22 protein-coding genes are annotated in these 22,550 nt (G+C 71.7%); 5 read left to right on the forward strand and 17 right to left on the reverse strand.

The annotated features are described in order from the left end of the window. Positions 1-19: 19 nt before the first annotated feature. The 11 genes from L3Q67_RS36460 to L3Q67_RS36510 form a co-directional block, all read right to left on the reverse strand. Positions 20-1,291: an aldehyde dehydrogenase family protein gene (locus L3Q67_RS36460; protein WP_499185966.1), complete on the reverse strand. Its 1,272-nt coding sequence runs from the start codon at positions 1,289-1,291 to the stop codon at positions 20-22. A gap of 11 nt (positions 1,292-1,302) precedes the next feature. Beyond that, entirely contained in the window at positions 1,303-2,601 is a 1,299-nt protein-coding gene (locus L3Q67_RS36465) for a UDP-glucose dehydrogenase family protein (protein ID WP_499185967.1), read from the reverse strand. After that, positions 2,594-3,532 (reverse strand): glycosyltransferase family 9 protein, encoded by a 939-nt coding sequence (locus L3Q67_RS36470; protein ID WP_499185968.1) that lies wholly within the window; start codon positions 3,530-3,532, stop codon positions 2,594-2,596. The genes L3Q67_RS36465 and L3Q67_RS36470 overlap by 8 nt, the downstream gene beginning before the upstream one ends. After that, positions 3,529-4,215, reverse strand: coding sequence for an SDR family oxidoreductase (locus tag L3Q67_RS36475; RefSeq protein WP_499185969.1), 687 nt, complete (start codon positions 4,213-4,215; stop codon positions 3,529-3,531). Before L3Q67_RS36475 ends, L3Q67_RS36470 begins: the two co-directional genes overlap by 4 nt. An 11-nt stretch (positions 4,216-4,226) precedes the next feature. After that, positions 4,227-5,591, reverse strand: coding sequence for a D-glycero-beta-D-manno-heptose 1-phosphate adenylyltransferase (rfaE2, locus tag L3Q67_RS36480; RefSeq protein ID WP_499185970.1), 1,365 nt, complete (start codon positions 5,589-5,591; stop codon positions 4,227-4,229). Then, complete coding sequence (locus L3Q67_RS36485; RefSeq protein ID WP_209666551.1) at positions 5,588-6,160, reverse strand: D-sedoheptulose-7-phosphate isomerase; 573 nt, start codon at positions 6,158-6,160, stop codon at positions 5,588-5,590. Before L3Q67_RS36485 ends, rfaE2 begins: the two co-directional genes overlap by 4 nt. Then, the gene (locus L3Q67_RS36490; protein ID WP_499185971.1) at positions 6,157-7,236 is read right to left on the reverse strand and encodes a glycosyltransferase family 9 protein; all 1,080 of its coding nucleotides are present in this window, start codon (positions 7,234-7,236) and stop codon (positions 6,157-6,159) included. Before L3Q67_RS36490 ends, L3Q67_RS36485 begins: the two co-directional genes overlap by 4 nt. After that, entirely contained in the window at positions 7,233-8,708 is a 1,476-nt protein-coding gene (locus L3Q67_RS36495) for an HAD-IIIA family hydrolase (RefSeq protein WP_499185972.1), read from the reverse strand. The genes L3Q67_RS36490 and L3Q67_RS36495 overlap by 4 nt, the downstream gene beginning before the upstream one ends. Beyond that, positions 8,705-10,327, reverse strand: a complete 1,623-nt coding sequence (locus L3Q67_RS36500; protein WP_499185973.1) for a carbamoyltransferase family protein — start codon at positions 10,325-10,327, stop codon at positions 8,705-8,707. The genes L3Q67_RS36495 and L3Q67_RS36500 overlap by 4 nt, the downstream gene beginning before the upstream one ends. A 193-nt stretch (positions 10,328-10,520) precedes the next feature. Continuing rightward, positions 10,521-11,729, reverse strand: coding sequence for a glycosyltransferase family protein (locus tag L3Q67_RS36505; RefSeq protein WP_499185974.1), 1,209 nt, complete (start codon positions 11,727-11,729; stop codon positions 10,521-10,523). Positions 11,730-11,751: 22 nt separating this feature from the next. After that, positions 11,752-12,714 carry a glycosyltransferase gene (locus L3Q67_RS36510; RefSeq protein ID WP_499185975.1) on the reverse strand — a complete coding sequence of 321 codons (963 nt, stop codon included), beginning with the start codon at positions 12,712-12,714 and terminating at the stop codon, positions 11,752-11,754. A gap of 120 nt (positions 12,715-12,834) precedes the next feature. On the opposite strand from L3Q67_RS36510, the gene L3Q67_RS36515 reads away from it, so the two are divergent. The 3 genes from L3Q67_RS36515 to L3Q67_RS36525 are packed head-to-tail and all read left to right on the forward strand — an operon-like array spanning position 12,835 to position 14,978. Further along, positions 12,835-13,836 carry a DNA topoisomerase IB gene (locus L3Q67_RS36515; RefSeq protein ID WP_499185976.1) on the forward strand — a complete coding sequence of 334 codons (1,002 nt, stop codon included), beginning with the start codon at positions 12,835-12,837 and terminating at the stop codon, positions 13,834-13,836. Continuing rightward, positions 13,833-14,033, forward strand: a complete 201-nt coding sequence (locus tag L3Q67_RS36520; RefSeq protein WP_499185977.1) for a CDGSH iron-sulfur domain-containing protein — start codon at positions 13,833-13,835, stop codon at positions 14,031-14,033. The genes L3Q67_RS36515 and L3Q67_RS36520 overlap by 4 nt, the downstream gene beginning before the upstream one ends. Positions 14,034-14,075: 42 nt before the next feature. Next, positions 14,076-14,978 (forward strand): alpha/beta hydrolase family protein, encoded by a 903-nt coding sequence (locus L3Q67_RS36525; protein ID WP_499185978.1) that lies wholly within the window; start codon positions 14,076-14,078, stop codon positions 14,976-14,978. A 9-nt stretch (positions 14,979-14,987) separates the two neighbouring features. Here L3Q67_RS36525 and L3Q67_RS36530 read toward each other — a convergent pair whose 3' ends face one another. Genes L3Q67_RS36530 through L3Q67_RS36545 form a run of 4 tightly spaced genes read right to left on the reverse strand, consistent with a single transcriptional unit; the run spans position 14,988 to position 18,901 of the window. Then, positions 14,988-16,256 (reverse strand): ATP-grasp domain-containing protein, encoded by a 1,269-nt coding sequence (locus L3Q67_RS36530; protein ID WP_499185979.1) that lies wholly within the window; start codon positions 16,254-16,256, stop codon positions 14,988-14,990. A 55-nt stretch (positions 16,257-16,311) separates the two neighbouring features. Further along, positions 16,312-17,199: a glycosyltransferase family 2 protein gene (locus L3Q67_RS36535; protein ID WP_499185980.1), complete on the reverse strand. Its 888-nt coding sequence runs from the start codon at positions 17,197-17,199 to the stop codon at positions 16,312-16,314. After that, the gene (locus L3Q67_RS36540) at positions 17,196-18,023 is read right to left on the reverse strand and encodes a glycosyltransferase family 2 protein (protein WP_499185981.1); all 828 of its coding nucleotides are present in this window, start codon (positions 18,021-18,023) and stop codon (positions 17,196-17,198) included. Before L3Q67_RS36540 ends, L3Q67_RS36535 begins: the two co-directional genes overlap by 4 nt. Continuing rightward, positions 18,020-18,901 (reverse strand): glycosyltransferase family protein, encoded by an 882-nt coding sequence (locus L3Q67_RS36545; RefSeq protein ID WP_499185982.1) that lies wholly within the window; start codon positions 18,899-18,901, stop codon positions 18,020-18,022. The genes L3Q67_RS36540 and L3Q67_RS36545 overlap by 4 nt, the downstream gene beginning before the upstream one ends. A 17-nt stretch (positions 18,902-18,918) precedes the next feature. On the opposite strand from L3Q67_RS36545, the gene L3Q67_RS36550 reads away from it, so the two are divergent. Together L3Q67_RS36550 and L3Q67_RS36555 are read left to right on the forward strand one after the other, a co-directional pair. Then, entirely contained in the window at positions 18,919-19,902 is a 984-nt protein-coding gene (locus L3Q67_RS36550) for a Rossmann-fold NAD(P)-binding domain-containing protein (protein ID WP_499185983.1), read from the forward strand. Positions 19,903-20,041: 139 nt separating this feature from the next. Further along, positions 20,042-20,779, forward strand: coding sequence for an SDR family NAD(P)-dependent oxidoreductase (locus L3Q67_RS36555; protein WP_499185984.1), 738 nt, complete (start codon positions 20,042-20,044; stop codon positions 20,777-20,779). Positions 20,780-20,863: 84 nt separating this feature from the next. Here L3Q67_RS36555 and L3Q67_RS36560 read toward each other — a convergent pair whose 3' ends face one another. Next, positions 20,864-21,583, reverse strand: a complete 720-nt coding sequence (locus L3Q67_RS36560; protein WP_499185985.1) for a class I SAM-dependent methyltransferase — start codon at positions 21,581-21,583, stop codon at positions 20,864-20,866. Beyond that, positions 21,580-22,509, reverse strand: coding sequence for an alpha/beta fold hydrolase (locus tag L3Q67_RS36565; protein WP_499185986.1), 930 nt, complete (start codon positions 22,507-22,509; stop codon positions 21,580-21,582). The genes L3Q67_RS36560 and L3Q67_RS36565 overlap by 4 nt, the downstream gene beginning before the upstream one ends. Between the last annotated feature and the right edge of the window lie 41 nt (positions 22,510-22,550).

Below are 22,550 nucleotides of genomic sequence, written 5' to 3' on the forward strand. Positions count from 1 at the left end.
GCGGGCAACCGGTCCGGGGTCAGGGCGCGGGTTCCAGGTGCACCACCTTCATCTGGGTCATCTCGTCGAGCAGTTCCGGGCCGTAGCCGAAACCGCTGCCGCTGACGCCCCTCGGCTCGGCCGCGCCGCCCGGGGCACCGCCGAACACCGAGTTCACCTTCACCGTGCCCGCGGGCAGTTCCCGCCACGCCCGCTGCGCGTTCGCCATCGAGCGGGTCAGCACGGTGGCCGCGAGCCCGTACTCGCCGGTGGCCGCCTCCGCCATGCCCTCGTCGAAGTCGCGCACCACCTGCACCGGCGCGACCGGCCCGAAGGTCTCCTCCCGCATCACCAGCAGGTCGGCGGTGCAGCCGGTGAGCACGGTCGCCGGGTACTGCGGTCCGGCCGGCGCGTCGCCGCCGACGAGCAGCTGGGCGCCGTTGGCCACCGCGTCGCGGACGTGCGCGTCGACCTTGTCCCGCTGCCGGTTGTCCACCAGCGGCAGCAGTCCGCGCGTGCGGGCCTCCACCGCCAGTGCCGCCACGAACTCCTCGGCCACCTCCTGGTGCACGTAGATCCGTTCCACCGAGACGCAGATCTGGCCCGAGTTGGCGAAGGCACCCAGCGCGGCCTGCCCGGCCGCCCAGGCCGGGTCCACATCCCCGTCGACGACCAGCGGGTCGTTGCCGCCGTTCTCCAGCAGCGCCTTGGCCCCGGTGCGGGCGCAGGCCAGCGCGATCGCCCGGCCCGCCTCCACGCTGCCGACGTGCGCGACCAGGTCCACCCCGCGGTGCCCGGCCAGTTCCGCCCCGACCAGGCCGTCGCCGGGCACGGTCTGCAGCACACCGTCCGGCAGGCATTCGGCGAGGATCTCGCCGAGCAGCGCGCCGGTCATCGGCGACCGCTCGCTCGGCTTGTGCACCACCGTGTTCCCGGTGACCAGCGCCGCGCCGATGAGGCCGCAGGCGACCGCGACCGGGTCGTTCCACGGCGTCAGCGCGACCACCACGCCGCGTGGCTCGGGCACCATGAAGTCGGTCGCCGAGATGTCCCCGCGCAGGGTGGCACCCCGGTGGACCGGACCGAGTTCGGCGTACTGCTCCAGCGTGCCCGCGCCCGCGAGCACGCCCTCGGCGGCCTCGGCTTCGAGGCGCCCGGTGTCGGTTTCGTTGGCCTTGGCGAGTTCGCCGACCCGCGCTCGCAGCGCGGCACCCGCCTGCCGGAGCGCCGCGCCGCGTTCGGCGGCGGGCGTCGCGGCCCAGGCTCGCTGCGCCTGCCTCGCGGTGGCGATCGTCGCGGCGGTTTCGGGCATGGGGTGCCTCCTCATCGGGTCGGGATGCCGATGCCCCGGCACGTGAACCCGTGCCGGGCCAGTGCGTCGGCGTCGAGCAGGTTGCGGGTGTCCACCACGGCGGCCCGGTCGGTGAGCTGGGCCAGTTGCGCCCAGTCGAGGTCGCGGAAGTCGGGCCATTCGGTGAGCACCACCAGTACCGCGGCGTCCTTGGCGACCAGCAGCGGGTCGTCGACCACGTGCACGTCCGGGATCGAGCCGCCCTTGGCCGCGGGCACCGCGGGGTCGTAGCCGGTGAGCACCGCGCCACGCGCGGCGAGCCGGGCGGCGATGGCCAGCGCGGGTGAATCGCGCAGATCGTCGGTGCCCGCCTTGAAGGTCAGGCCGAGCAGGCCGATCCGCTGGCCGGCGGGTGAGCCGTAGGGCGAGCCGGTCAGCACCTCCTGGATCTTGTGGACCACGCGCTCGTGCTGCACGGCGTTCGTGCGCTCGGCCGCGCTCAGCAGGCCGAACCGCAGGCCGCGGTCACGCGCGGACCGGCGCAGCGCGGCGACGTCCTTGGGCAGGCAGGAGCCGCCCCAGCCGGGGCCGGGGCGCAGGAACGCCGGGCCGATCCGGTCGTCAAGGCCCATCGTCCTGGTCACCTGCCGCACGTCGGCGCCGACCTGCTCGCACAGCTCGGCCAGTTCGTTGGCGTAGGACAACTTCACCGCGAGGAAGGCGTTGCTGGCGTACTTGCCCAGTTCCGCGCTCGCCGGATCGGTGCGCAGGACCGGCGCGTCGAACGCCGAGTACAGCGCCTCCACCCGGTCCGCGCCCGCGTCCCCGCCGATCACGATCCGGTCCGGCTCCAGGAAGTCCCGCACGGCGAAGCCCTCGCGGAGGAACTCCGGATTGCTCACCGCCGGGAGGTCGTCGCGCCCGGTCAGCTCGGGCACGCGGGCCGTGGTGCCCACCGGGACCGTCGACTTCAGCACCAGCACGGTGCCGGGGCGCAGCAGCCCGCCGAGTTCGCGCAGCACCGACTCCAGTGCCCGCAGATCGGCTCGGCCGCGCTCCCCCATCGGGGTCGCCACGCAGACGAAGACCACGTCGGCGTCCCGGAGTCCGGCGATCTCGGTGGTGAACCGCAGGCGCTCGGTGCGCAGCCCTTCGGCGAGCAGTTCCGGCAGCCGCGGTTCGCTGATCGGCACCTCGCCGCGGCGTAGTGCGTCCACCTTGGACTCATCGATGTCGGCGCAGCACACCCGGTGCCCGAGGTGCGCCAGGCAGACGGCGGTCGTCAGGCCGACGTAACCGGCACCGACCACGCCGAGAGAAAGCTCAGCCATCGCGTTTCCCTCCCAGTGCCTGCCGCGTCGCGGACAGCACGTCGGGTACCTCGATCTTCAGCAGCCCGGGGTCCGGGCGGTCGGCGAACGGGTTGCCGGTGGTGCCCGCCCACAGCACGATGTGCCGCTCCTGGTCGGGCGGTCCCCAGCGCGCGGGTGCGGTCGGCCCGAACAACAGCACCGAGGCGGTCCCGCAGGCGGACGCCAGGTGCGCCACGCCGGTGTCCCCGCAGACCACCAGTGCCGCGTCGGCGATCAGCGCGGTGAGCGCGCGCAGACCGGTCCGCCCGGCGAAGACCGCGCCCTCACCGAGCCCGGCGCCGGCGGCCACCTCACGGGCGAGATCCCGTTCGGCCGCCGAACCGGTGATCACCACCCGGTGCCCGGCGGCCGCCAGTTCCCTGGCCACGGTGGAAAAGCGGGCCGGTGGCCAGCGGCGGGCCGGGAAGGCCGCACCGGGGTGGACCACCACCGCGCCGGGTACCGGGCTCGATTCGGCCGGGCGGCCGATCCGCAGCTCGCCCGGATCGGCGTCGATCCCGTAGTAGGACAGCAACCGGCACCAGCGCTCCCGTTCCGGCAGTTCCTCGGTCCACTGTGGACCTCGATACCGCGGGAAGTCGGGGTGCGCGTGGGTCATCACCGGCGATTCACCGGCCACCGCGGCGAGGTCGGCCAGGCTTTCCGGCCCGCTGCCGTGCAGGTTGACCAGCAGCGTCGGCCGTTCTTCCGGCGCCTTCAGGGCACCGAGACCGGGAACCGGGACCAGGTCGTCCACCGCGTCGAGCAGTGGGACCAGTTCGCGGAGCGGCTCGGGCGCGGCCAGCGTGATCCGCTCGTCCGGGAACGCCCGGCGCAGCCCGCGCAGCGCGGGCACGGCGACCAGCAGGTCACCGAGCCCGAGCGCGCGCAGGACGAGGATTCCGCTCATGGCCAGGAGGACTCTTCGTCCGAGCAGACCACGAGTTCCCGCACCTGCGAACCGGTGGGCTGGCTGAGCGCGAACACCACGGTCCGCGCCACGTCCTCCGGCCGGTTCAGCTTGGCGTCGGCCGGTGGCTTGTACCGGTCCTCGCGGGTGTCGAAGAAGGCGGTGTGCATGCCGCCCGGCACCAGCAGGGTCACGCCGACCCGGCCGGCCAGTTCCGCGGCCAGCGCCCTGGTGAAGCCGACCACGCCGAACTTCGCCGCGCAGTAGGCCGTGGCGTCGCTGACCGCCTTGATGCCCAGCGTCGAGGCGACGGTGACCACCGTGCCGCCCGAGCGTTCCAGGTGCGGCAGCGCCGCCCGCACCACCGCGGCGGTGCCGAACAGGTTGACCCGGACCACGTTCTCCCAGGTGTCCGCGGGCACCGAGTCCAGCGTGCCGGGGATGTCCATGCCCGCCGCGGTGAACACCGCGTCGAGCCCGCCCGCCTCCTCGGCCAGCTGCTGCACCGCCCGCGTGGTGGCTTCGGTGTCGGTGACGTCGACCTGGACGTACGGCACGTCGGCGGCGGGTGCGTTGCGGTCGAGCACGAGCGGCCTGCCGCCCGCCTCCCGCACGGCCGCCACGGTGGCGGCACCGAGCCCGGACGCACCGCCGGAGATCAGCACGTTGCCCAGTTCTGTCATGGTCCTCCTCCTCATCGGGTGACCAGTCGCGTGGTCGAGTAGCCGTCGAGCACCGGGACCAGCACGACCTCACCGCCGTGCCGCCGGACCACCGGGGCTTCGGGCAGGTCCGCTTCGGCGTAGTCCCCGCCCTTGACCCACACGTCCGGCGCGAGCCGGTCGAGCAGCCGTTCCGGGGTCTGTTCGTCGAACACCACCACCGCGTCCACCGCGGCCAGCCCGTTCAGCAGCCGCGCCCGGTCGGGCGCGGACAGGATCGGCCGGGTCTCGCCCTTGAGCCGCCGGACGGATTCGTCGGAATTGAGGCAGACGACGAGCGCGTCGCCCATCGCGCGGGCCTGCTCCAGCAAGGTCAGGTGACCCGGGTGCAGCAGGTCGAAGCAGCCGCCGGTGGCGACCAGCCTGCCGCCGCGCGCCTTGACCTTCGCCGCCAGCGCGAAGGCCGACGGGTCGCCCGCCCTCGGCGCCGGGAGCGCGGGTGGGGTCTCCGAGAGCGAACTGGCCGCACCCGCCGCCACGAACCTGGCCGCGGCTTCGACCGCGAGGTCCACGGCTTCGGCGGTGCTCGCGCCGTCGTAGAGCGCCGCCGCGGCCGCGCTGGAGAACCGGTCTCCCGCACCGCAGGTGTCGGGGCGCACCGCGGCGGACACACGGCACCCGTCGGGCACCACGGCCATCCGGGTCTGCTGGCCATCGGCCAGCACCGCACCGTCCGCGCCGAGCGTCACCGCGACGGCCTCGGCGGCCCACGCCACGCGCAGGGTCCGCGCCAGTTCGTCGGGCGGCCGCTTCTCACCGGCGAACCGCACGGCTTCGCTGTCGTTGGGCGTGGCCAGCCGGCACCCGCGCACGGGCTGCGAGCCGCGCGGGTGCGGATCCCACACCACCGGCACCCGGCGCGCGGCTTCGGCGAGCTGACGGCGGATGAAGCCGTTGCTCGCGACCCCGCGGCCGTAGTCGGCGACCAGCACGCCCGAGGCGCTGCGCAGCAGGTCGGCGAGCCCGCGGTGCGAGCGGAGATCGATCAGCCGCCCGTCGCCCTCGTCGAGCCGGGTGATCGGCTGACCACCCGCGCGGATCCGCTTCTTGCTCGGCGTGCCGCCGTCCAGCGGCAGCGCGAGCACCTCGACCTCGTTGCGCAGCAACGCTTGCAGCCGCTCCCCCGCTTCGTCGTCGCCGAGCGCGGTGAGCAGCACGACCTCCGAGGTGGACCGCGCGGCGAGCTTGGCGGCCAGGCCGGCACCGCCGGCGCGGTGCCATTCACGCACCACGTCCACCACCGGCACCGGCGCTTCCGGGCACAGCCGGTCGGCGGTGCCGTCCACGTCGATGTCGAGCAGGGTGTCGCCGACGACGACCAGTGGGCCGCGGGTCACGCGACCATGCCTTCCACGCCGATGGCCCGGTCGAAGGCGGCGCACAGCGTGTGCACGATCGCCAGGTGGGCTTCCTGCACGGTCGCGGTGGATTCGGCCTCCACCGCGATGGCGTCGTCGCACAGCGCGGCGAGGCTGTTGGGCAGCGGGCCGGTCAGCGCCCAGGTGGTCAGGCCCTCGTCGTGCGCGGTCTTGGCCGCGGCGCAGACGTTCTGGCTGCGGCCGCTGGTGGACAGCAGCACCAGCACGTCGCCGGGACGGCCGTGTGCCTGCACCTGCCGGGCGAACAGCTCCTGCTCGCCGTAGTCGTTGACGATCGCCGTGCCCGCCGAGGTGTCGGCGTGCAGCGCGATGGCCGAGAACGGCCGCCGGTCGTGCAGGTACTTGCCGACCAGCTCGCCGGTGAGGTGCTGGGCCTCCGCCGCGCTGCCGCCGTTGCCCGCGGCCAGCAGTCTGCCGCCGGAGCCGAGCACCGTGGCGAGGTGCCGCCCCCACCGGTCGATCTTCGGGGCCGCCGCGTTCAGCCGCCCCAGCGCTTCACTGAGCGCCGTGAAATGTTCCGTGATCACGCTGCACCTCCCGTGTGCTCCAACTCGTTGGCCTCCGCCGCTTCCCGCAACCGCCGCACCGCGTCGAGCACCTCTTCCGCGTCCACCCGGTTCAGGCACGGGTGCCCGTCGATCGGGCAGTGCCGCGCCCGGCTGCCCCGGCAGGCCGCCGCCTGGTCGCCGAGCAGCACCACCGGCACGCCGTAGGGCGCCCACCTCGCGGCGGGTACGACCGGCGCGAACAGCGAGACCACCGGCGTGCGCACCGCGGCGGCGAGGTGGGCGGGCCCGGTGTTGGGCGCGACCACCACCGCGGCGCCGGCGAGCACGGCGGCGAGGCCGCGCAGGTCGGTCCGGCCGGTGAGGTCCAGCGCGCCGGGGCAGGTGATCCGCCGCGTCAGCTCGGCGTCCGCGGGTCCTCCGGTGACGACCACGCGGTAGCCGTGTTCGACCAGCAGCCGCACGGCCGCGGCGTACTGGTCCACGCCCCATTCGCGGGCGGGCGCCGTCGCGGCCGGGTGGACCACGACGTACCCGGGTTCGCCGACCAGGTCGGACACGTCGGGCAGCGGACCGGTGATCGCCAGCTTGCCGTCGTCACCGGGCGGCAGGCGGAAACCGGCGGCCTCGGCCAGTGACAGGGCGCGCTCGGGTTCGGGGATGTCACCGTCACCCTCGCCGTCACCTTCGCCGTCACCCTCGATGCGGTGGCGAAGATCGAGCAGGGCGCCCGGGTAGTCCTCGCTGATCGCGCCGATCCACCCGACGCCTGCCTCCCGCAGCGCCAGCGCCATCGGCAACGGCGACTGGTGGAACGAGGTGAAGATCAGGGCCCGGTCCGCGCGCACCTCGCGGATGCGGTCGCGGAAGGCCGTCATGTCCGCCGCGGTGATCGCGGGTGGTTCCGGGTCGATCCACGGCGCGCACCACTCGAGTACCCGGTCCACACCGGGCAGCAACTCGGCGGCGGCGCGACCACGCGGTCCGGCCAGGAACGTCACCTCATCGGCCTCGGCGGCCACGGCACGGACGGCGGGCCCGGCGAGCAGGACGTCGCCGAGGTTGTCCGACCGGACCACGAGCACGCGCCCGCTCACGGACGACTCCCCGCGAAGGCCAGCGCGACGGCGTCGTCCACGGTGTCCGCGACCCGGGCGTACCGGCGCGCGTGCTCGATCTCCTCGGGCTTGGTCTTCTCGGTGGGCACGAGGATCGCCTGCGCTCCGGCGGCGAGCGCGGCCTGCACGTCGGAGCCGATGTCGCCGATCACCACGCACTGCGCCACCGGCACCCCCAGGTCCTGCGCGGCCTGTTCCACCAGGCCCGGCTGGGGTTTGCGGCAGGAGCAGCTGTCCGCGTCGCGGTGCACGCAGACCTGCCAGGTGTCGAACGGGCCGAGCAGTTCGTCCACTTTGGCGTTCACCTCGGCCAGCTGCTCCGGGGTGATCAGCCCGTGTGCCACGCCGGACTGGTTGCTGACCACGCCCACCCGCACCCCGCGGGAACGCAGGCGCCGCAACGCTTCTTCGACCCCCGGCATGGGTTTGACCTGATCGGCGTCGGCCAGGTAGGGCACGTCGGTGATCAGCGTGTCGTCGCGGTCGAACAGGACGGCGGCCGGTCCGCGATCCGCGCGGACGCGGACCTCTCCGGCCAGCCGGTGCGCGCAGGCGACCGGCGGGATGAGCACGCTGGTCACCAGCATCCGCGCGATCTCGCCGGGGGTGCGCGGGCCCGGCAGGATCCGGCGCAGGGCGAAATCCGCGGTCAGGCCCAGCCAGGCACCGGCGGTGAACCTGGCCCACCGCCACCGCCCGGTCCCGGCGAGGCCGAGCGTCGCGGCGGCGAGCGCGGTGGTCAGCGCGTGCTTGCCCAGCCTGCCGGGGCCCTCACCGGTGTCCTTGCGCCAGTCGCGGCCGAACTTGGCGCGCATCAAGGCGTTGTCGGCGTTCCCGCGTTGCGCGCGGACACTGGCGAAGAAGTCGGCCTGGCGGGCGGGGTGGATGGTGACGCGCTGGCCGCGTTCCAGCCGGTAGCCCGCGTGTTCGGCCCGCAGGGCGAGGTCGGCGTCTTCGCGGAATGCACGGGGGAACCGCTCGTCGAAGCCGCCGATGGCGATCAGCACTTCACGGCGGTAAGCCATGTCCGCGGTGATCCACCGGGCGGTGGCGAGGCCCGCGGTGCCGCGCTCGTCATCGGTGGGACGGCGATCCGGCGGCAACGGCACCTGGATCCGGCCCTGCGAGGCGTCGATCTCCGGACGCAGGTCTTCGACGAGCAGGCGGCGCCAGTCGGCGGGCACGCGCACATCGTCGTCGAGGAAGGCGACCCACTCGGTGCTCGCGGCCTGCCAGCCCAGGTTCCGCGCCCCCGCCGGACCGCGCCCGCCGCTGCGCAGCACCCGGACGGGCAACCGCAGACCGGGCAGGTCCAGTTCCTCGCCGCCGGGCCGGTCGTCGACCACGATGATCTCCGCGGGCGCCGGGCCGTCACCGTGGTCCAGTCCGCTGAGGAGGGTCCGCAGCGCGGGGCGCCCGACGGTCGGGATCACCACGGTGTAGGCGGTCATACCGCCCTCCGCACCACGAACGGGCCGATCGCGAGCAGGTCCACCGGACTGGAGCCGAAGCACTCCAGCGCGTCCCGCGGATCGTCGACCATCGGCCGTCCCGCGGTGTTCAAGCTGGTGTTGACCACCACCGGCAAGCCGGTCCGCTCGGCGAAGGAGGCCAGCATCCTGGCCAGCAACGGTTTCTCCGCCGCGTCGACGGTCTGGATGCGGGCCGTGCCGTCCACGTGGGTCACCGCGGGCAGCCGCTCCGCCCACTCCGGCGCGACCTGGTGCACGAAGAGCATGTACGGGCTCGGCAGCGGGCCGCCGCTGAAGATCTCCCCGGCGCGCTCGGCCAGCACCATCGGCGCGACCGGGCGGAACTGCTCGCGCCCCTTGACGTCGTTGAGCCGCTCCAGGTTCGCCTTGTGCCCGGGGTGCGCCATCAGCGACCGGTGGCCCAGCGCTCGCGGCCCGAACTCGGCCCGGCCCTGGAACCACGCGACGATCCGGTCGTCGGCCAGTGCTTCGGCCACCGCTTCGGCCACGTCGTCAGGGCGCTCGTACTTGACCCCGGCGCGGTCGAGCCAGTCCTGCAACTCACTGTCACTCCAGCCGCGGCCGAGATCCGCGCCGGACATGGGTTCCAGCCGCTCCCCCGCCTCCGCGGCCAGGTGCAGCGCCGCGCCGAGCGCGGTGCCCGAGTCACCGGAGGCCGGTTGCACCCAGATGTCCTCGAACGGGCTTTCGGTGTACAGGCGGCTGTTCGCCACGCAGTTGAGCGCGATGCCGCCCGCCAGCGTGAGCCGGGTCTGCCCGGTCTGGTCGTGCAGCCAGCTCGCCAGTTCCAGCAGGACGTCTTCGAGTCGCTTTTGGACAGTGGAGGCCAGGTCGGCGTGCACCTGCTCGAACTCGCCGGTACGCCGGGGCGCGAATGATTCCCAGTCCACCGGCTCGGTGCGGAAACCGCCGTCACCGGTGGTGTGCACCAGTTCGCGGAACTCCGGCTCGAAGCGCGGGGTGCCGTAGGAGGCCAGTGCCATCACCTTGTACTCGTCACTGGATCGGGCGAAGCCGAGGTGCTCGGTCAGGTCCTCGTAGAGCAGGCCGAGCGAGTGCGGCAGTTGCTGGGTGGCCCACTCCACCAGCTTGCCGTCGCGGTATTCACCGGCAAGGTAGGAGATGTTCTCCCCGCGGCCATCGGCGACCAGTACCGCCGAATCCCCGAACGGCGCCGCGAGTCCGGTCGAGGCCGCGTGGGCGACGTGGTGACGGACGAAACGGACGATGTTCGGATCCAGGCCGGGCAGCACGGTTTTGAGGAACTTCGGGGCCCGCTGCGCATAGGTGGTGCGCAGTTCCTCCCACGAGGGGTCGAGCCCGCCCAGGCTGTGGTCCACCATCGAGGGGTCGTAGGAGTAGCCGACCGCGTCCAGTTCGGACTCGTCGATCCCGGCCTGCTCCAGGCACCAGCGCGCGGCCTGTTCCGGTAGTTCCCAAGCGGCGAAGGGCACCGGCCGCTTGCCGTGCTTGCGACGGCTGAACCGTTCCTCCTCCGCCGCGGCCACCACCTTGCCATCGACCACGAGTGCCGCCGCGGGGTCGTGGAACACGGCGTTGATCCCGAGTATCCGCACCCGGTCACCTCCAGTGAATCGCTGGCATCTCTCTCTGTATCGCTACCCGCTGAAGCGACTCTCAAACGATTTCCTGCGCCTTCTCGCTGTCCGGGCGGTCAGTCGGCTACTGCTTGAAGCGACTCTCCCGGGAAACGCAGGGCAGGGCCGGTCCACCGGGGGCGGACCGGCCCTGCTGGGTGAACGCGGGGAATCAGTTGTCCGAACCCGCCAGCATGGCGGCGGGGGCACTGGCGGACAGCACGTTCGAATACACCCGGAGCGTGTCCGCGGCGATGCGGTCCCACGAATACCGGGCGGAGGCCCGATCGGTGCCCGCGGCGCCGTAGGCCTCCCGGGTCACCGGATCCGCCAGCAGCTCACGGATCTTGGCCGCCAGCGGTCCCGGCTGCCGTGGTGGCACCAGTGCACCGGTGAACCCGTCCACCACCGTGTCGGTCAGCCCGCCGACCGCGGAGGCCACCACCGGGACACCGCAGGCCATGGCTTCGAGCGGCACGATGCCGAACGGCTCGTACCACGGCGTGCAGAGCACCAGGTCCGCCGAGCGCATCAAGGCGGGCATTTCGTCGCGGGAAACCGCGCCACGCAGGTGCACCCGGTCGGCCACGCCCATGCGCTGGGCGAACCAGCGCAGGCGGTTGGCTTCTTCGTTGTGGTCGTCGGAACCGCCGGCGATCACCAGCTCGGTGTCCGGGATGGCGCGCAGCGCGGCGATCGCGGTGGAGAAACCCTTGCGGGGCACCAATCTGCCCACCGCCACCAGTCGATGCGGTGCACCCTTCTCCTCCGCGGGGCCGGTGGGGGTGAACCGTTCCAGGTCCACTCCGCACGGCACCACCGAGATCGCCGAACGGGGCACGCCCATCCGGATCAGCTCGAAGACCTCGTCCGAACAGGTCGCGGCGATCCGCGCGGCGTGCTTGCCCACCATGCGCTCGATGCGCACGCGATCGGGCGGGCTGGTGTCCGCCTCACCCTGGTGCCGCCGCTTCACCACGCCGAGCGCGTGAAAGGTCTGAACCACTGGCACTCCGGCGGACTTGGCCGCCAGCACCGAAGCCAGCCCGGACATCCAGAAGTGCGCGTGCACCACCTCCGGCGGCTCGGCCAGCCAGTCCTGTTCCAGGCGCAGCGCGAAGTCGTTCATGTACGGCAGCAGATCGTCCTTCGGCACCGGCTTCTCCGGCCCGGCGGTGATGTGGCGCACCGCCACCCCGCTCGGGGTGACCACTTCGTCCGGCTGGTCCCTATCGTCGCGCCGCGTGTAGACCGTCACCCGATGGCCCGCCCTGGCCAGCGCCGCCGAAAGCTCGGCCACGTGCAGGTTCTGCCCGCCGGCGTCCACCCCGCCCAGTGCCGCCAACGGATTGGCGTGCTCCGAGACCATCGCGATCCTCATCGGCTACCTCCAGCGAATTCGTTCATGCCATCACCCGGCCGAAGAGCGTGTCCCAGTTGTGCAGGAACGCTTCGAGGCCGTGGGCCGCCAGCGCGTGTTCGCGCGCGGCTTTCCCGGTCGACCGGGCCAGTTCGGGGTCTTCGATCAACCGGCGGATCATCGTGGTCAGCGCGCCGACGTCGGTGGCCACGAGACCGGCCTCCTTCGGCACGGTCACCGCCGCCTCGGTGGTCGCCAGCGCGACCACCGGCATCCCCAGGGTCATGGCTTCGAGCAGGGACAACCCGAGCGAGGTCCACCGCGCGGTGTGCAGGTAGAGCCGTCGCCGGGCCAGTTCCCGGTGCAGGTCGCCGAGCGGCAGGTCACCGATCGGGCGCAGCCGGTCCCCGGCCACGCCGGTGTGCTCGTTCAGCCCGTCCAGCCCCATGCCGAACACGTCGACCGGCGCCGCGCGGCAGAACGCCGGCAGCAGGTCGGTGCCGGTGCGCCTGCCCCGGCGGATCGGCTCGTTGATCACCACGGCCGCGCGTTCCTCGGTGCCGGTGTACAGCTCGCCGGGATCGGGCACGCCGTGCGGGATCACCATCACCGGCGCGTCGCCGGAGTCCCACACCAGCTGGTTGAAGTGGGTGACGTGGACGATCGGGATGGCGCTCTGCCCGGCCAGCGGGTGCCTGGTGTCCGGTACGTCCCCGAGCGGGGTGTTGTGCTCGACGAACACCGCGGGCACGTCCCGGCCCGGCCGCCGGCCCAGCAGCTTCTCGGCGCGGTCGATCTCCTCCGGCCGCTGGAGCACCACGATGTCGACCTCGATGTCGCCGAGTTCGTCGGCGCCCACGTCGAGGACGTTGTCCGGCCACGGGCGGCCTGCCCGTCCGAGCCCCCACGGGCCCCCTTCGGCCAGTTTCGGCAGGAGGTAGGTGTGCTGACCCCGGACGAACGCGTTCATCCAGGAGCCGTGCACATGCCAGGCGAGCACTTTCATGGTCTAAGTAGTTGCCCGCCCGAAGTCACCTAAACACGAGATCGTGAACCGTGTGTGCGGCGCCCTTCGCGGGGTACCCGTGGCCGGTCAAGATCACCGGTTCAGTGCAGGGAGTGGACGTTGCTGATCCGAAGCGATGTCCAGGGACCGGGCATCCGGCGGGTCCGGCGGGGACGCGGGTTCGGCTACCTGACCCCGGACGGGGAGAAGCTCGCCGATCCCGAAGCCCTGGCGAGGATCAAGGGCCTGGTCATCCCGCCCGCGTGGCGGGAGGTGTGGATCTGCCCCGACTGCGACGGGCACATCCAGGCCGTCGGCGTCGACGACGCCGGGCGCCGCCAGTACCTCTACCACGAGCAGTGGCGGCGCGAGCGGGACGAGGAGAAGCACGACCGCGTCCTCGACCTGGCCCGGCGGCTGCCGCGCTGGCGGCAGGCGGTCACCGCCGACCTGGGCACGGCCGGGCTCGGGCGGGAACGGGTGCTGGGTACCGCGCTGCGCCTGCTCGACCGCGGCATCTTCCGCACCGGCGGTGAGGAGTACGCGGAGGAGAACGGCACGCACGGCGTGGCGACGCTGCTGCGCGGGCACGTCCGGCTCAGCGGTGAGGAACTGCGGTTCAGCTACACCGCGAAAGGCGGCGCCCACCGTGCGGTCTCGGTCCGGGACGCACTGCTGGCGAAGTCGGTGAAAGCGTTGCGGCGCAACGACTCCGGCAGCGACCGGCTGCTGGTCTACCGCAACGGCCGGGCGAACTGGCACGAAGTGCGCGCCGAGGACATCAACGAGCGGTTCAAGGAGATGGCGGGCGAGGAATTCACCGCCAAGGACCTGCGCACCTGGAACGCCACCGTGCTGGCGGCCGCCGCGTTCGGCCGCAACGCCGACCGGGTGTCGCAGCGCACCGTCACCGCGGTGATGAAGGAAGTGGCCGAAGCCCTCGGCAACACGCCCGCGGTGGCCAAGGCCTCCTACGTCGATCCGCGTTTGGTCCAGGCGTTCGAAGAGGGCGAAACCATCGAACGGGCGGTGCGGCGAGCCCGTGACCTCGACGACGAGGCCCGCCGGGAAACACTGGAACGCGCGGTCGTCCGGCTGCTGAAACGAAGGGAAAACTCATGACCACAGAACCCGACGCACGCCGGGTGCGCGTGGTGCCCGGCGGCCCGATGCTGGTCGAAGGACCGGTGGAGGTCGAACTGCCCGACGGCACCACCACGCGGTCGGACCGGTTCGTGGTCGCGTTGTGCGCCTGCCGCCGAAGCCGCCGGTTCCCGTTCTGCGACACCAGCCACCGCCCCAAGACCAGGCGGACCTGACCGTCCGGGCATACCCGTTCCCCCGGTTGGGTAAGCACCGGTATGCGTTCCGCACCGAGCATCCGAGCCAGGGCCCTGATCACCGCGATGTGGCTGATGCGCCGCAAGCAGGTGTACGCCGACCCGGAGAAACTCCGCGAAAGCGTGGACAGCGGGCGCCGCCACGACCACGAGGAACCACCCTCGCTGATCTACCGCGGCACCCGCGTCACCCGCACCGACGTGGACGGAACGGCCTGCTACACCATCCGCCCCCAGGCCCTGACCAGCGCCAAGCACGTCCTGTACTGCCACGGCGGCGCCTACGTCCACGAGATCCAGCGGGACCACTGGGAGTTCACCCGGCGGCTGGCGCTGGAGACCGGCGGCGCGGTGACCGTGCCGGTCTACCCGCTCGCCCCCGGCTCCACCTGCGCCGAAACCGTGCCGCTGGTCCGCCGGATCCACGACCGCGTGCTCGGCGACACCGAGCCGCACAGCCGGATCCTGATGGGTGACTCCGCCGGCGGCGCGCTGTCGCTGGTGCTCGCCGAACAGCTCCGCGAACACGGCGCGGACCAGCCCAAGGAGATCGTGCTGCTCTCCCCCTGGCTCGACGCCACCATGACCGACCCGGCCGAGCCCGCACTCGACCGGGTGGACCCGTACCTCAGCGTCCCCGGCCTGCTGGAGGCCGCCCACCTGTACGCGGGCGGCCTCCCCCTCGACGACCCCTGGCTGAGCCCGGTCAACGGCAAGCTCACCGGCCTGGGCAGGCTCAGCCTGTTCATCGGTACCCGGGACGTCCTGCTCGCCGACGCCCGGCGGTTCCGTGACGTCACCGCCGGGCGCGGCATCGACCTGGAGTACTGGGAGTACGAGGGCATGTTCCACGCGTGGATGCTCACCACGCTCGCCGAGGCACGGGACGCCACGCGGCGGATCGTGCACATCGTGCGGCGCTGAGCACCCCGGTCAGGCCGAGAAGCGGAACTGGAGGGCGTCGACCGCCGCGTCGAACTTCTCCTCCATCTCCTTCTCGCTGGCCGCGCCGATCATCATGTCGGCGAGCTCGAAGCTGTAGCTGTCCTGGGCGGGCAGGTCCGAGAGCCGCTGGCCCTCCTCGACGACGAGCTGGATCTGCACGCCCGGGATCTTCCGCTCGATCTCGGCGATCTCCTCGTCGGTGGGCACGCGCTCGACCACGCCGTCCTCGAACCGGCGGTGGTACCACTTGGCCGCGATCGCCCACTCGCCGCGGCGCGGCGGCCGGGCCGGGTCCTTGCCGAGGCCGAGCTGCACCACGCGGTAGTGGTTCGGCACGCCGTCCACGTCCTCGAAGACCTCGGCGTGGGACTGCGAGTGCCGCGGGTTGATCTCCAGCACGGAAACCTGGCTGCTCTCGGGGTGCACGAAGTACTCGATGCTGAAGGTGCCGTGGTCCAGGCCGACCTGCTTCATCACCCGCTGGGCGATTTCGGTCATCCGCGCCTGCGCCTCGTCGGGCAGCTGCGAGGGGTACTGGTGCCGCAGGAACGAGGTGGTGCCCGGGTAGTTGATCGAGTCGAGCACGCCGTAAACCACGACCTCGCCCTGGTAGACGTAGCCCTCCACGGCCGCCTGCACGCCGGTCAGCGCCGCTTCGGCCAGGCACGCCTCGCCGCCGATCTCCGCGATCTCGGGCGGTAGGTCCAGCTGGTCCATCACGAACTGGAACGGCTTGCCCACCCGGCTGATGCCCTCGCGGATCTCCTTGACCGCCGCGGTGAACTCCTGCTCGTCGCCGACGTGGAAAGCCAGCTCCGAACTGAACGACTTCACCGGTTTGAGCCACAGCGGGTAGTCGATCTTCTCCGGCTTCTCCGGTTCGCCCGCCAGGTCCACGATCGCGAACTCGGGGTACTCGTCGATCACCTTGGCCTGTTCCAGCCGGGACCAGTACTTGTGCTCGCACTTGACGATGGCTTCCAGCGGCGCGGACGGCAGGCCGTAGCGCTTGCACAGGATGGGCACCATCGTGCTCACCGGGAAGTCCCAGTAGCCGATGATGGCCCCGATCTCGCCGTCGAACGCGTCCAGCTCCCGTTGCGCCTTCTCCAGCAGGTCCTCGATCGGGATTTCGCCGTGCTGGATGTCCTCGATGGTCAGCACGCCGTGGAAGCGGTAGTCCTCCGCACCCGGAATCCTCCGCAGGGTGCGCTCGTTCGCTTCGTCCAGTCCCAGCACAAAAATATCGATCGCCATATTCCAGCGATACCCTGGCGTCCGGAAACCAAAACGAGGGCCTCACCCAGGCCATTCAGCCGACATAACGCCGTGCAACGGAATTCCGCTGCGATTGCTCCAATTCGAGCAGACCGGCTTCCACCATTTCGGGCACCACCCGGCGCGACCGGAGCACCCAGGGCAACCCGCGCACCGCTTCGGCCACGGCGACAGCGGTGAACCGGTCCCGCGGCGCGGAACCGATCACGTCCACCGAACGGCGCCAGGCACTGCGCACGGGCCGGCGCAGCCACAGCGTCCACAATGTATTCCGGATGCCCAGTTGCCGCCGCCGCCTCGGATCACGGGCCTTCGACGGGGCGTGGTGGATGACGACGTCCTCGGCCCAGCACATCCACCAGCCCGCCGCCGCGAGGTCCAAGGCGAGCAGTTCCTCCTCGCCGCCGAACCACATCTGCCGCGAGAACCCGCCGACCTCTTCGAAGGCGCTCACCCGGAACATCGACAACCCCGCCATCACGCCGAGCAGGGCCGGTCCCGGCAGCCAATCCGGGCCGCGCACGGGCGAGTAGCGCAGTTCCGGCGTGATCGGGTCCTCGGTGAGGTGGGGTTCCACCAGGCAGCGGCCGGTCACCGAAGCCAGCCCGGGGTGCGCGTCCAGCAACTCCGCCGCCCTGGTCAGCGCACCCGGTTGCCAGCGGGTGTCGTCGTCGCAGAACGCGACGTACGGCGTGGTGACCCGGCTGACCGCGAGGTTGCGGCCGAGCGCGCCGAGGTTGCGTTCGGCGCGGATCAGCTCGACTTCCGGGTGGCGCTCGCGGACCGCGTCAGCGGTGCCGTCGCTGGATCCGTTGTCCACCACGATGATCGGCGCCGCGTCCGGCAAGGCGGTCATGTGGTCCAAAGTGTGCAGCAGTTCCCCGCGGCGGTCCCTGGTGATGATCACGACCGTGGTCTTCATGCGCTTCCTTCCAGGAGCCGGACCCGCGCTTCCACCGTCCGTGGCAGGCGCCGTCGTTGCCGCAGCACGCGCGGCAACCGGCGCACGGCACCGGCCAGCGCCCGGGGTGGCGCCGAGAACGTGGCGGTGACGATGTCCTTCGGCGCGCGCCTGAGCCAGGCGATGAGCAGGTTGTTGCGTGCCTCCAGCCGTTGCCTGCGCGCGGCGGGCAGGCGTACCGGCGACGGGTGGTGGTGCGCCACGATGTCCTCGATGTAGCAGAGTTGCCAGCCGCGGGCGGCGAGGTCGTAGGACAGCAGCTTCTCCTCCGCGCCGAAGTGCAGCAGCGGGTCGAATCCGCCGCAGTCCACATAGGCCTGCTTGCGGACGATCGCCGAGCAGGCGAGGAAGCCGAGCACGGCCGGGCCGGGCGTGCCCGCGTCCCGCCCGAGCGGGCTGCCCGCCATCAGCTCGATCACCGGGTCCGGCCGGTTTTCCGGCCCCACCAGTGTTTTCGCGGCGATCAGGCCGAGCCGCGCGTGGCGGTCGAACAACAGCTCGGCCTTGACCAGCGCGTCCGGCGCCCACCAGGAGTCGTCGTCGCTGAACGCGACGTACGGCGTGCGCGCGGCTTCGACGCCGAGGTTGCGCGCGGTGGCGCCCAGGTTCTCCGGCAGGCTGATCAACTGGGCGCCGCCCGCCTTGGCCACGGCCGCGGTGTGGTCGGTGGAGCCGTTGTCCACCACGATCACCGGCGGCTGGGGGCGCAACGCGGACAGTTCCCGCAGCGTGTTCGCCAGCTCGTCGGCCCGGTTGCGGGTCGCGATCACCACCGTCGTCTTCATCGAGTGCCTTTCAACCCGGCGACGAGTTCGGCGAGCAGGGGTTCTCCGGGTGGGCGCTCGTGTCCGGCCGCGCGGGCCCGGCCGCCCTCGGAAAGGCACCAGGACCACCAGCGGTCGAAGGCACCGGGTGCGACCGCGGACGCGGCGTCCACCAGCGCGGGCCAGCCCAGCGCCCTGGCCTGGGCGGAGACCTTCCCGCCGCCGTCGACCGGGTCTACCGCGAGCACCGGGATCCCGGCACGCAGGCCGAACACCAGCCCGTGCAGCCGGGTGGTGACCAGCGCGTCCAACCGGCCCAGCAGCGAGGCGAACTGGTCGGGGGTGGCGCAGTTGCGCCAGTCACGGGTGTCGAGCCGGGTGTCCACCGGCAGGCGGGCGCAGTCGAGGGTGTTGAGCCACTTCCCGAGCGACTCGTGCACCGCGTCGTGCCGCCGTTTCTCGCCGTACTCGCGCTGGCCGGGCGCCAGTGCCACGCCGATGACCGGGGTGTGGCTGGTGCTCGCGGACCACGCGAGGTCCGGCCGGGCGCCGCCGGGCTCGTCGCGGGCGAGCACCTGGTGGAAGCCGGTGACCGCCGGATCGGCCGGATCGATCACCGAGACCCCGACGGCGATGCGCCCGCAGTCCGGGAACCGCTCGTGCAGCCGCCGGACCTGCTCGCCGTGCGCGGGGCCGCAGGCGAAGACCACGTGCGTGTACCGCGCCGGGTCGGCGTCCTCCAGCCGCAGCGCGCCGGGCTGGAACGCCGGGCTCCATGCCGTTTCGCTGTCGATCCCGGCCGAGGTCAGCGCGGTGCGGACGGCGCGGAGGCTCAGCACGTCCCCCGCGGTCGCTTCGCCGTCGAGGAAACTGGGCCAGCCGGTGAGCAGAACACGCATGGCCCCCGCATACCCGGATGATCGCCGGGTACACCCCCGGTATGGACTGGAACTTCACCCGGGCACTGGTGACCGGTGGGGCCGGCTTCGTCGGTTCGCACGTCTGCGCGCGCCTGCTGTCCCGCGGCACGCAGGTGGTCTGCGTGGACAACTTCGCCACCGGCGTCCGCGAGAACCTCCGGGAGCTCCTGGAAACCCCGGGCTTCAGCCTGGTGGAGGCGGACGTGTCCGCGTCGCCCGGCGAGCCGCCCGGTGAGTTCGACCTGGTCCTGCACCTGGCGTGCCCGGCCTCACCGCGCGACTACCTGCGGTTGCCGTTCGAGACGCTGGCCGTCGGTTCCGCCGGGACCGCGTGGGCGCTCGATGTGGCCCGCCGCCACGACGCGCGCTTCCTGCTCGCCTCGACCAGCGAGGTCTACGGCGACCCCGAGCGGCACCCGCAGCGCGAGGACTACTGGGGCAACGTCAACCCGATCGGCCCGCGCAGCGTCTACGACGAGGCCAAGCGCTACGCCGAGGCGTACACGGCGGCCGCGCGGCGGGAGTGGGGCTCGAACACCGCCATCGCCCGCATCTTCAACACCTACGGCCCGAACATGCGGGCGGGCGACGGCCGGATGATCCCCGCGTTCGTCACCCAGGCTCTGCGTGGTGAACCGCTGACCGTGGCCGGCACGGGGCAGCAGACGCGGTCGATCTGCTACGTGGACGACACCGTGACCGGCCTGCTCGCGCTGGCCGCCAGCGGCCACCCGGGACCGGTGAACATCGGCAACCCGCACGAACTGACCGTGCTGGAGATCGCCGAAGAGGTCCTGCGGCTCACCGGCAGCCAGTCGGAGATCGAGTACATCGAGGCCGCCGAGGACGACCCGCGACGGCGCTGCCCGGACATCGGCCTGGCCAAGGCGGAACTCGGCTGGGCGCCGGAGACCGCGCCCGCCGAAGGGCTGCGGCACACGATCAAATGGTTCGCGGAAACAAACCAACTGATCACTTGAACACTGAGCAATATTCGATACGCCCGGGGCCGACTTCGCCAGGTAACGTCTTGATGACATGCGGTCAAGGCGGTGCTGGAGGAGAGCCCCTATGTTGCTAGCGAACAAAAACGCCGTCATTTACGGGGCCGGCGGAGCCATGGGCCGGGCCGTCGCGCGCGCCTTCGCGGACGACGGCGCCACGGTCCACCTCGCCGGTCGTACCGCCGCCCCACTCGAAGCCGTCGCGGCCGAGATCACCGCCGGGGGCGGCACCGCGCACGTCGGCGTGGTCGACGCGCTCGACGAGGCCGCAGTGGACGACCACCTCGACGAGATCGGGCACGTGGACGTGTCGTTCAACCTGATCTCGCACGGCGACGTGCACGGGGTGCCGCTGCTCGACATCGAGCTCGACGACTTCGTGCGGCCGATCCACACCGCGGTGGTGGGCAACTTCCACACCATGCGCTCGGCGGCCCGCCGCATGGTCAAGCAGCAGTCCGGGGTCATCCTGACGCTGACCTCGCCGCCCGCGAAGCTCGTCGGCCCGCTGATGGGCGGCACGGCCGTCGCCGAGTCCGCGATCGAGACCTTCACCCGGTGCCTGGCCGCCGAAATCGGCCTGCACGGCGTCCGCGTGCTCGGCCTGCGCTCGGAAGGGATTCCAGGCGCCTGGGCGGAAGACTGGCACACCAACGTGTTCGACACCCCGGTCGAGGCCACCGACGGCCTGGACCCCGAGGGCCACGCGAACGTGCTCGCGGAACGCACCATGCTGCAGCGGACGCCGACGCTGGCCGAAATGACCTCGGTCGCGGTCTTCCTCGCCTCGGACCGGGCGGCCGCCATGACCGGCACCATCACCAACATGACCTGCGGCTCGGTCCCCGACTGAGCTTCCTGGCATCTTTCTGGCATCGGACACGAATGTGGCTTTCGGAGCGGATTCCGCTCCGAAAGCCACATTCGTGTCCGTCGGTCAAGCATCCACTTTGTGCAGCAGCGCGACCCCGGTGCCGCCGAAGCGCCGGATGCGCGCGGTGGACTTGGTGGCCGACAGGTAGTCGTGCACCGCCCGGCTGCACCCGTCCCAGGCGTCGTAGTCGTCAAGGATGATGATGCCGTCGGCGCGGACGTGCGGGTACAGGTTTTCCAGGCACACCATGGTCGAGTCGTACCAGTCGCCGTCGAGCCGGAGCACGGCGATCGGCTCGCCGTCGTACTGCGGCACGGTGTCGGCGAACCAGCCTTCGTGGACGTGCACCGACGGGAACCCGGATTCCGCCACCAGCGCCCGGAAATCCTCGGCCTTGGTGCGCAGGTTGTCGAAGTACAGCGGATCGTCGGTGGCCGCCTGCCAGGTCATCGCGTCCTCGCCGTCGGTCGGCGTGGCCTGCGGCAGACCGTCCGAAAACGAGTCGTAGAAGTGGTAACTGCGTTCCGGGCCACCGAGCTGCATCATCGCCGCGGCCATGCCGCCCTTCCAGGTACCGCATTCCACGACCGCGCCGTCGAGGTCGCGCAACCGTTCCCGCACCAGCGCGAGGTTGTCGCAGAACAGGTCCTCGGTGATCAGGCTGTAAGCCGAAAACCGGCGGAACAGTTCGAGGTGCTCGGCGTGTTCGGCGGCCGCGTCCTCCCCGGCGGAGAATTGCCGGAGTTTGCGCAGGAATCGCTGCGATTCATACCATGGTGTCATACCCCCAGATTATCAATTCCTGCCCCTGTTCCTCTTCTCCTGGAATTGCCGACGAGGTCCCCGATCGCTTCGGCGAGCACGTCGGCGTGTTTCACCTGGAGGTATTGGTGGGGCGCGTCGTCGAGCGCCCGATGTTCCCCGCGTGGCACGGAAGCGGCCATCGCCGCGTGCATCGCGTGCAGTCCTTCGCGCAGCCCCCGTTCAAGCTCTTCGGAAGCGAACTGCGCCCAATAGGGGTTGCGGCCCATCGCGGTGAACACGATCAGCGGCACGTCCGGCAACGCTCCCCCGGCCCGCAGTTCGCCGTACAGTTCGCTTTCGAAGTTGGCCGTCTCGTCCAGGCCGGTGCGCCAGAGCGCCAGCCGGTTTTCGATCAACGGCTCCAGCACGGCTCGCGGCCATTCGGCGTACAGCTCGGCGAGCGCGGTCCGTGACTGCTCCAATTGCTCCGCGGTCAATTCCGGGATGTCGGCGGACATCTGCTCGTTCAGTTCCGCGGCCTCGGCAGGCAGGTAGTCGAAGATGTCCTCGTGGCCGGGATCCAGCAGCAGCAAGCCGGCCACCTCACCGGGGAACAACTGCGCGTACCGGCGGGCGTAGAAGGCACCCAGCGAGTGACCGGCCAGCACGTACGGCGCCGGGATTTCGGCCGTACGCAACAGATCGCGCAGCTCGGTCGCGACCTCTTCCGCACTGCGAGGCAGCTCCACCGCATCGCTCCAGCCGGTGCCACCGCGGTCGTAGAGCACGCTCGTGGTCAGTTCCGCGGCGCGCTCGTGCACGTTGAGGAACTCCAGCCCGACCAGTCCCGCTCCCGGCAGGAACACCACCGCGGGCCCGCCGTCCCCCGAGCGGTACACGGCGAGCTTCCGCCCGCCGACTTCGTAGTGCGGCCCGAGCGGCGGTCTTCCGGCTTCGTAGGTCACGACTCCACCTTTCGCATGGTTTGAGAACGGTAGCACGGTAT

It is taken from the genome of Saccharothrix sp. AJ9571 (assembly GCF_021725495.1).
Classification (GTDB): Bacteria; Actinomycetota; Actinomycetes; order Mycobacteriales; family Pseudonocardiaceae; genus Amycolatopsis; species Amycolatopsis magusensis.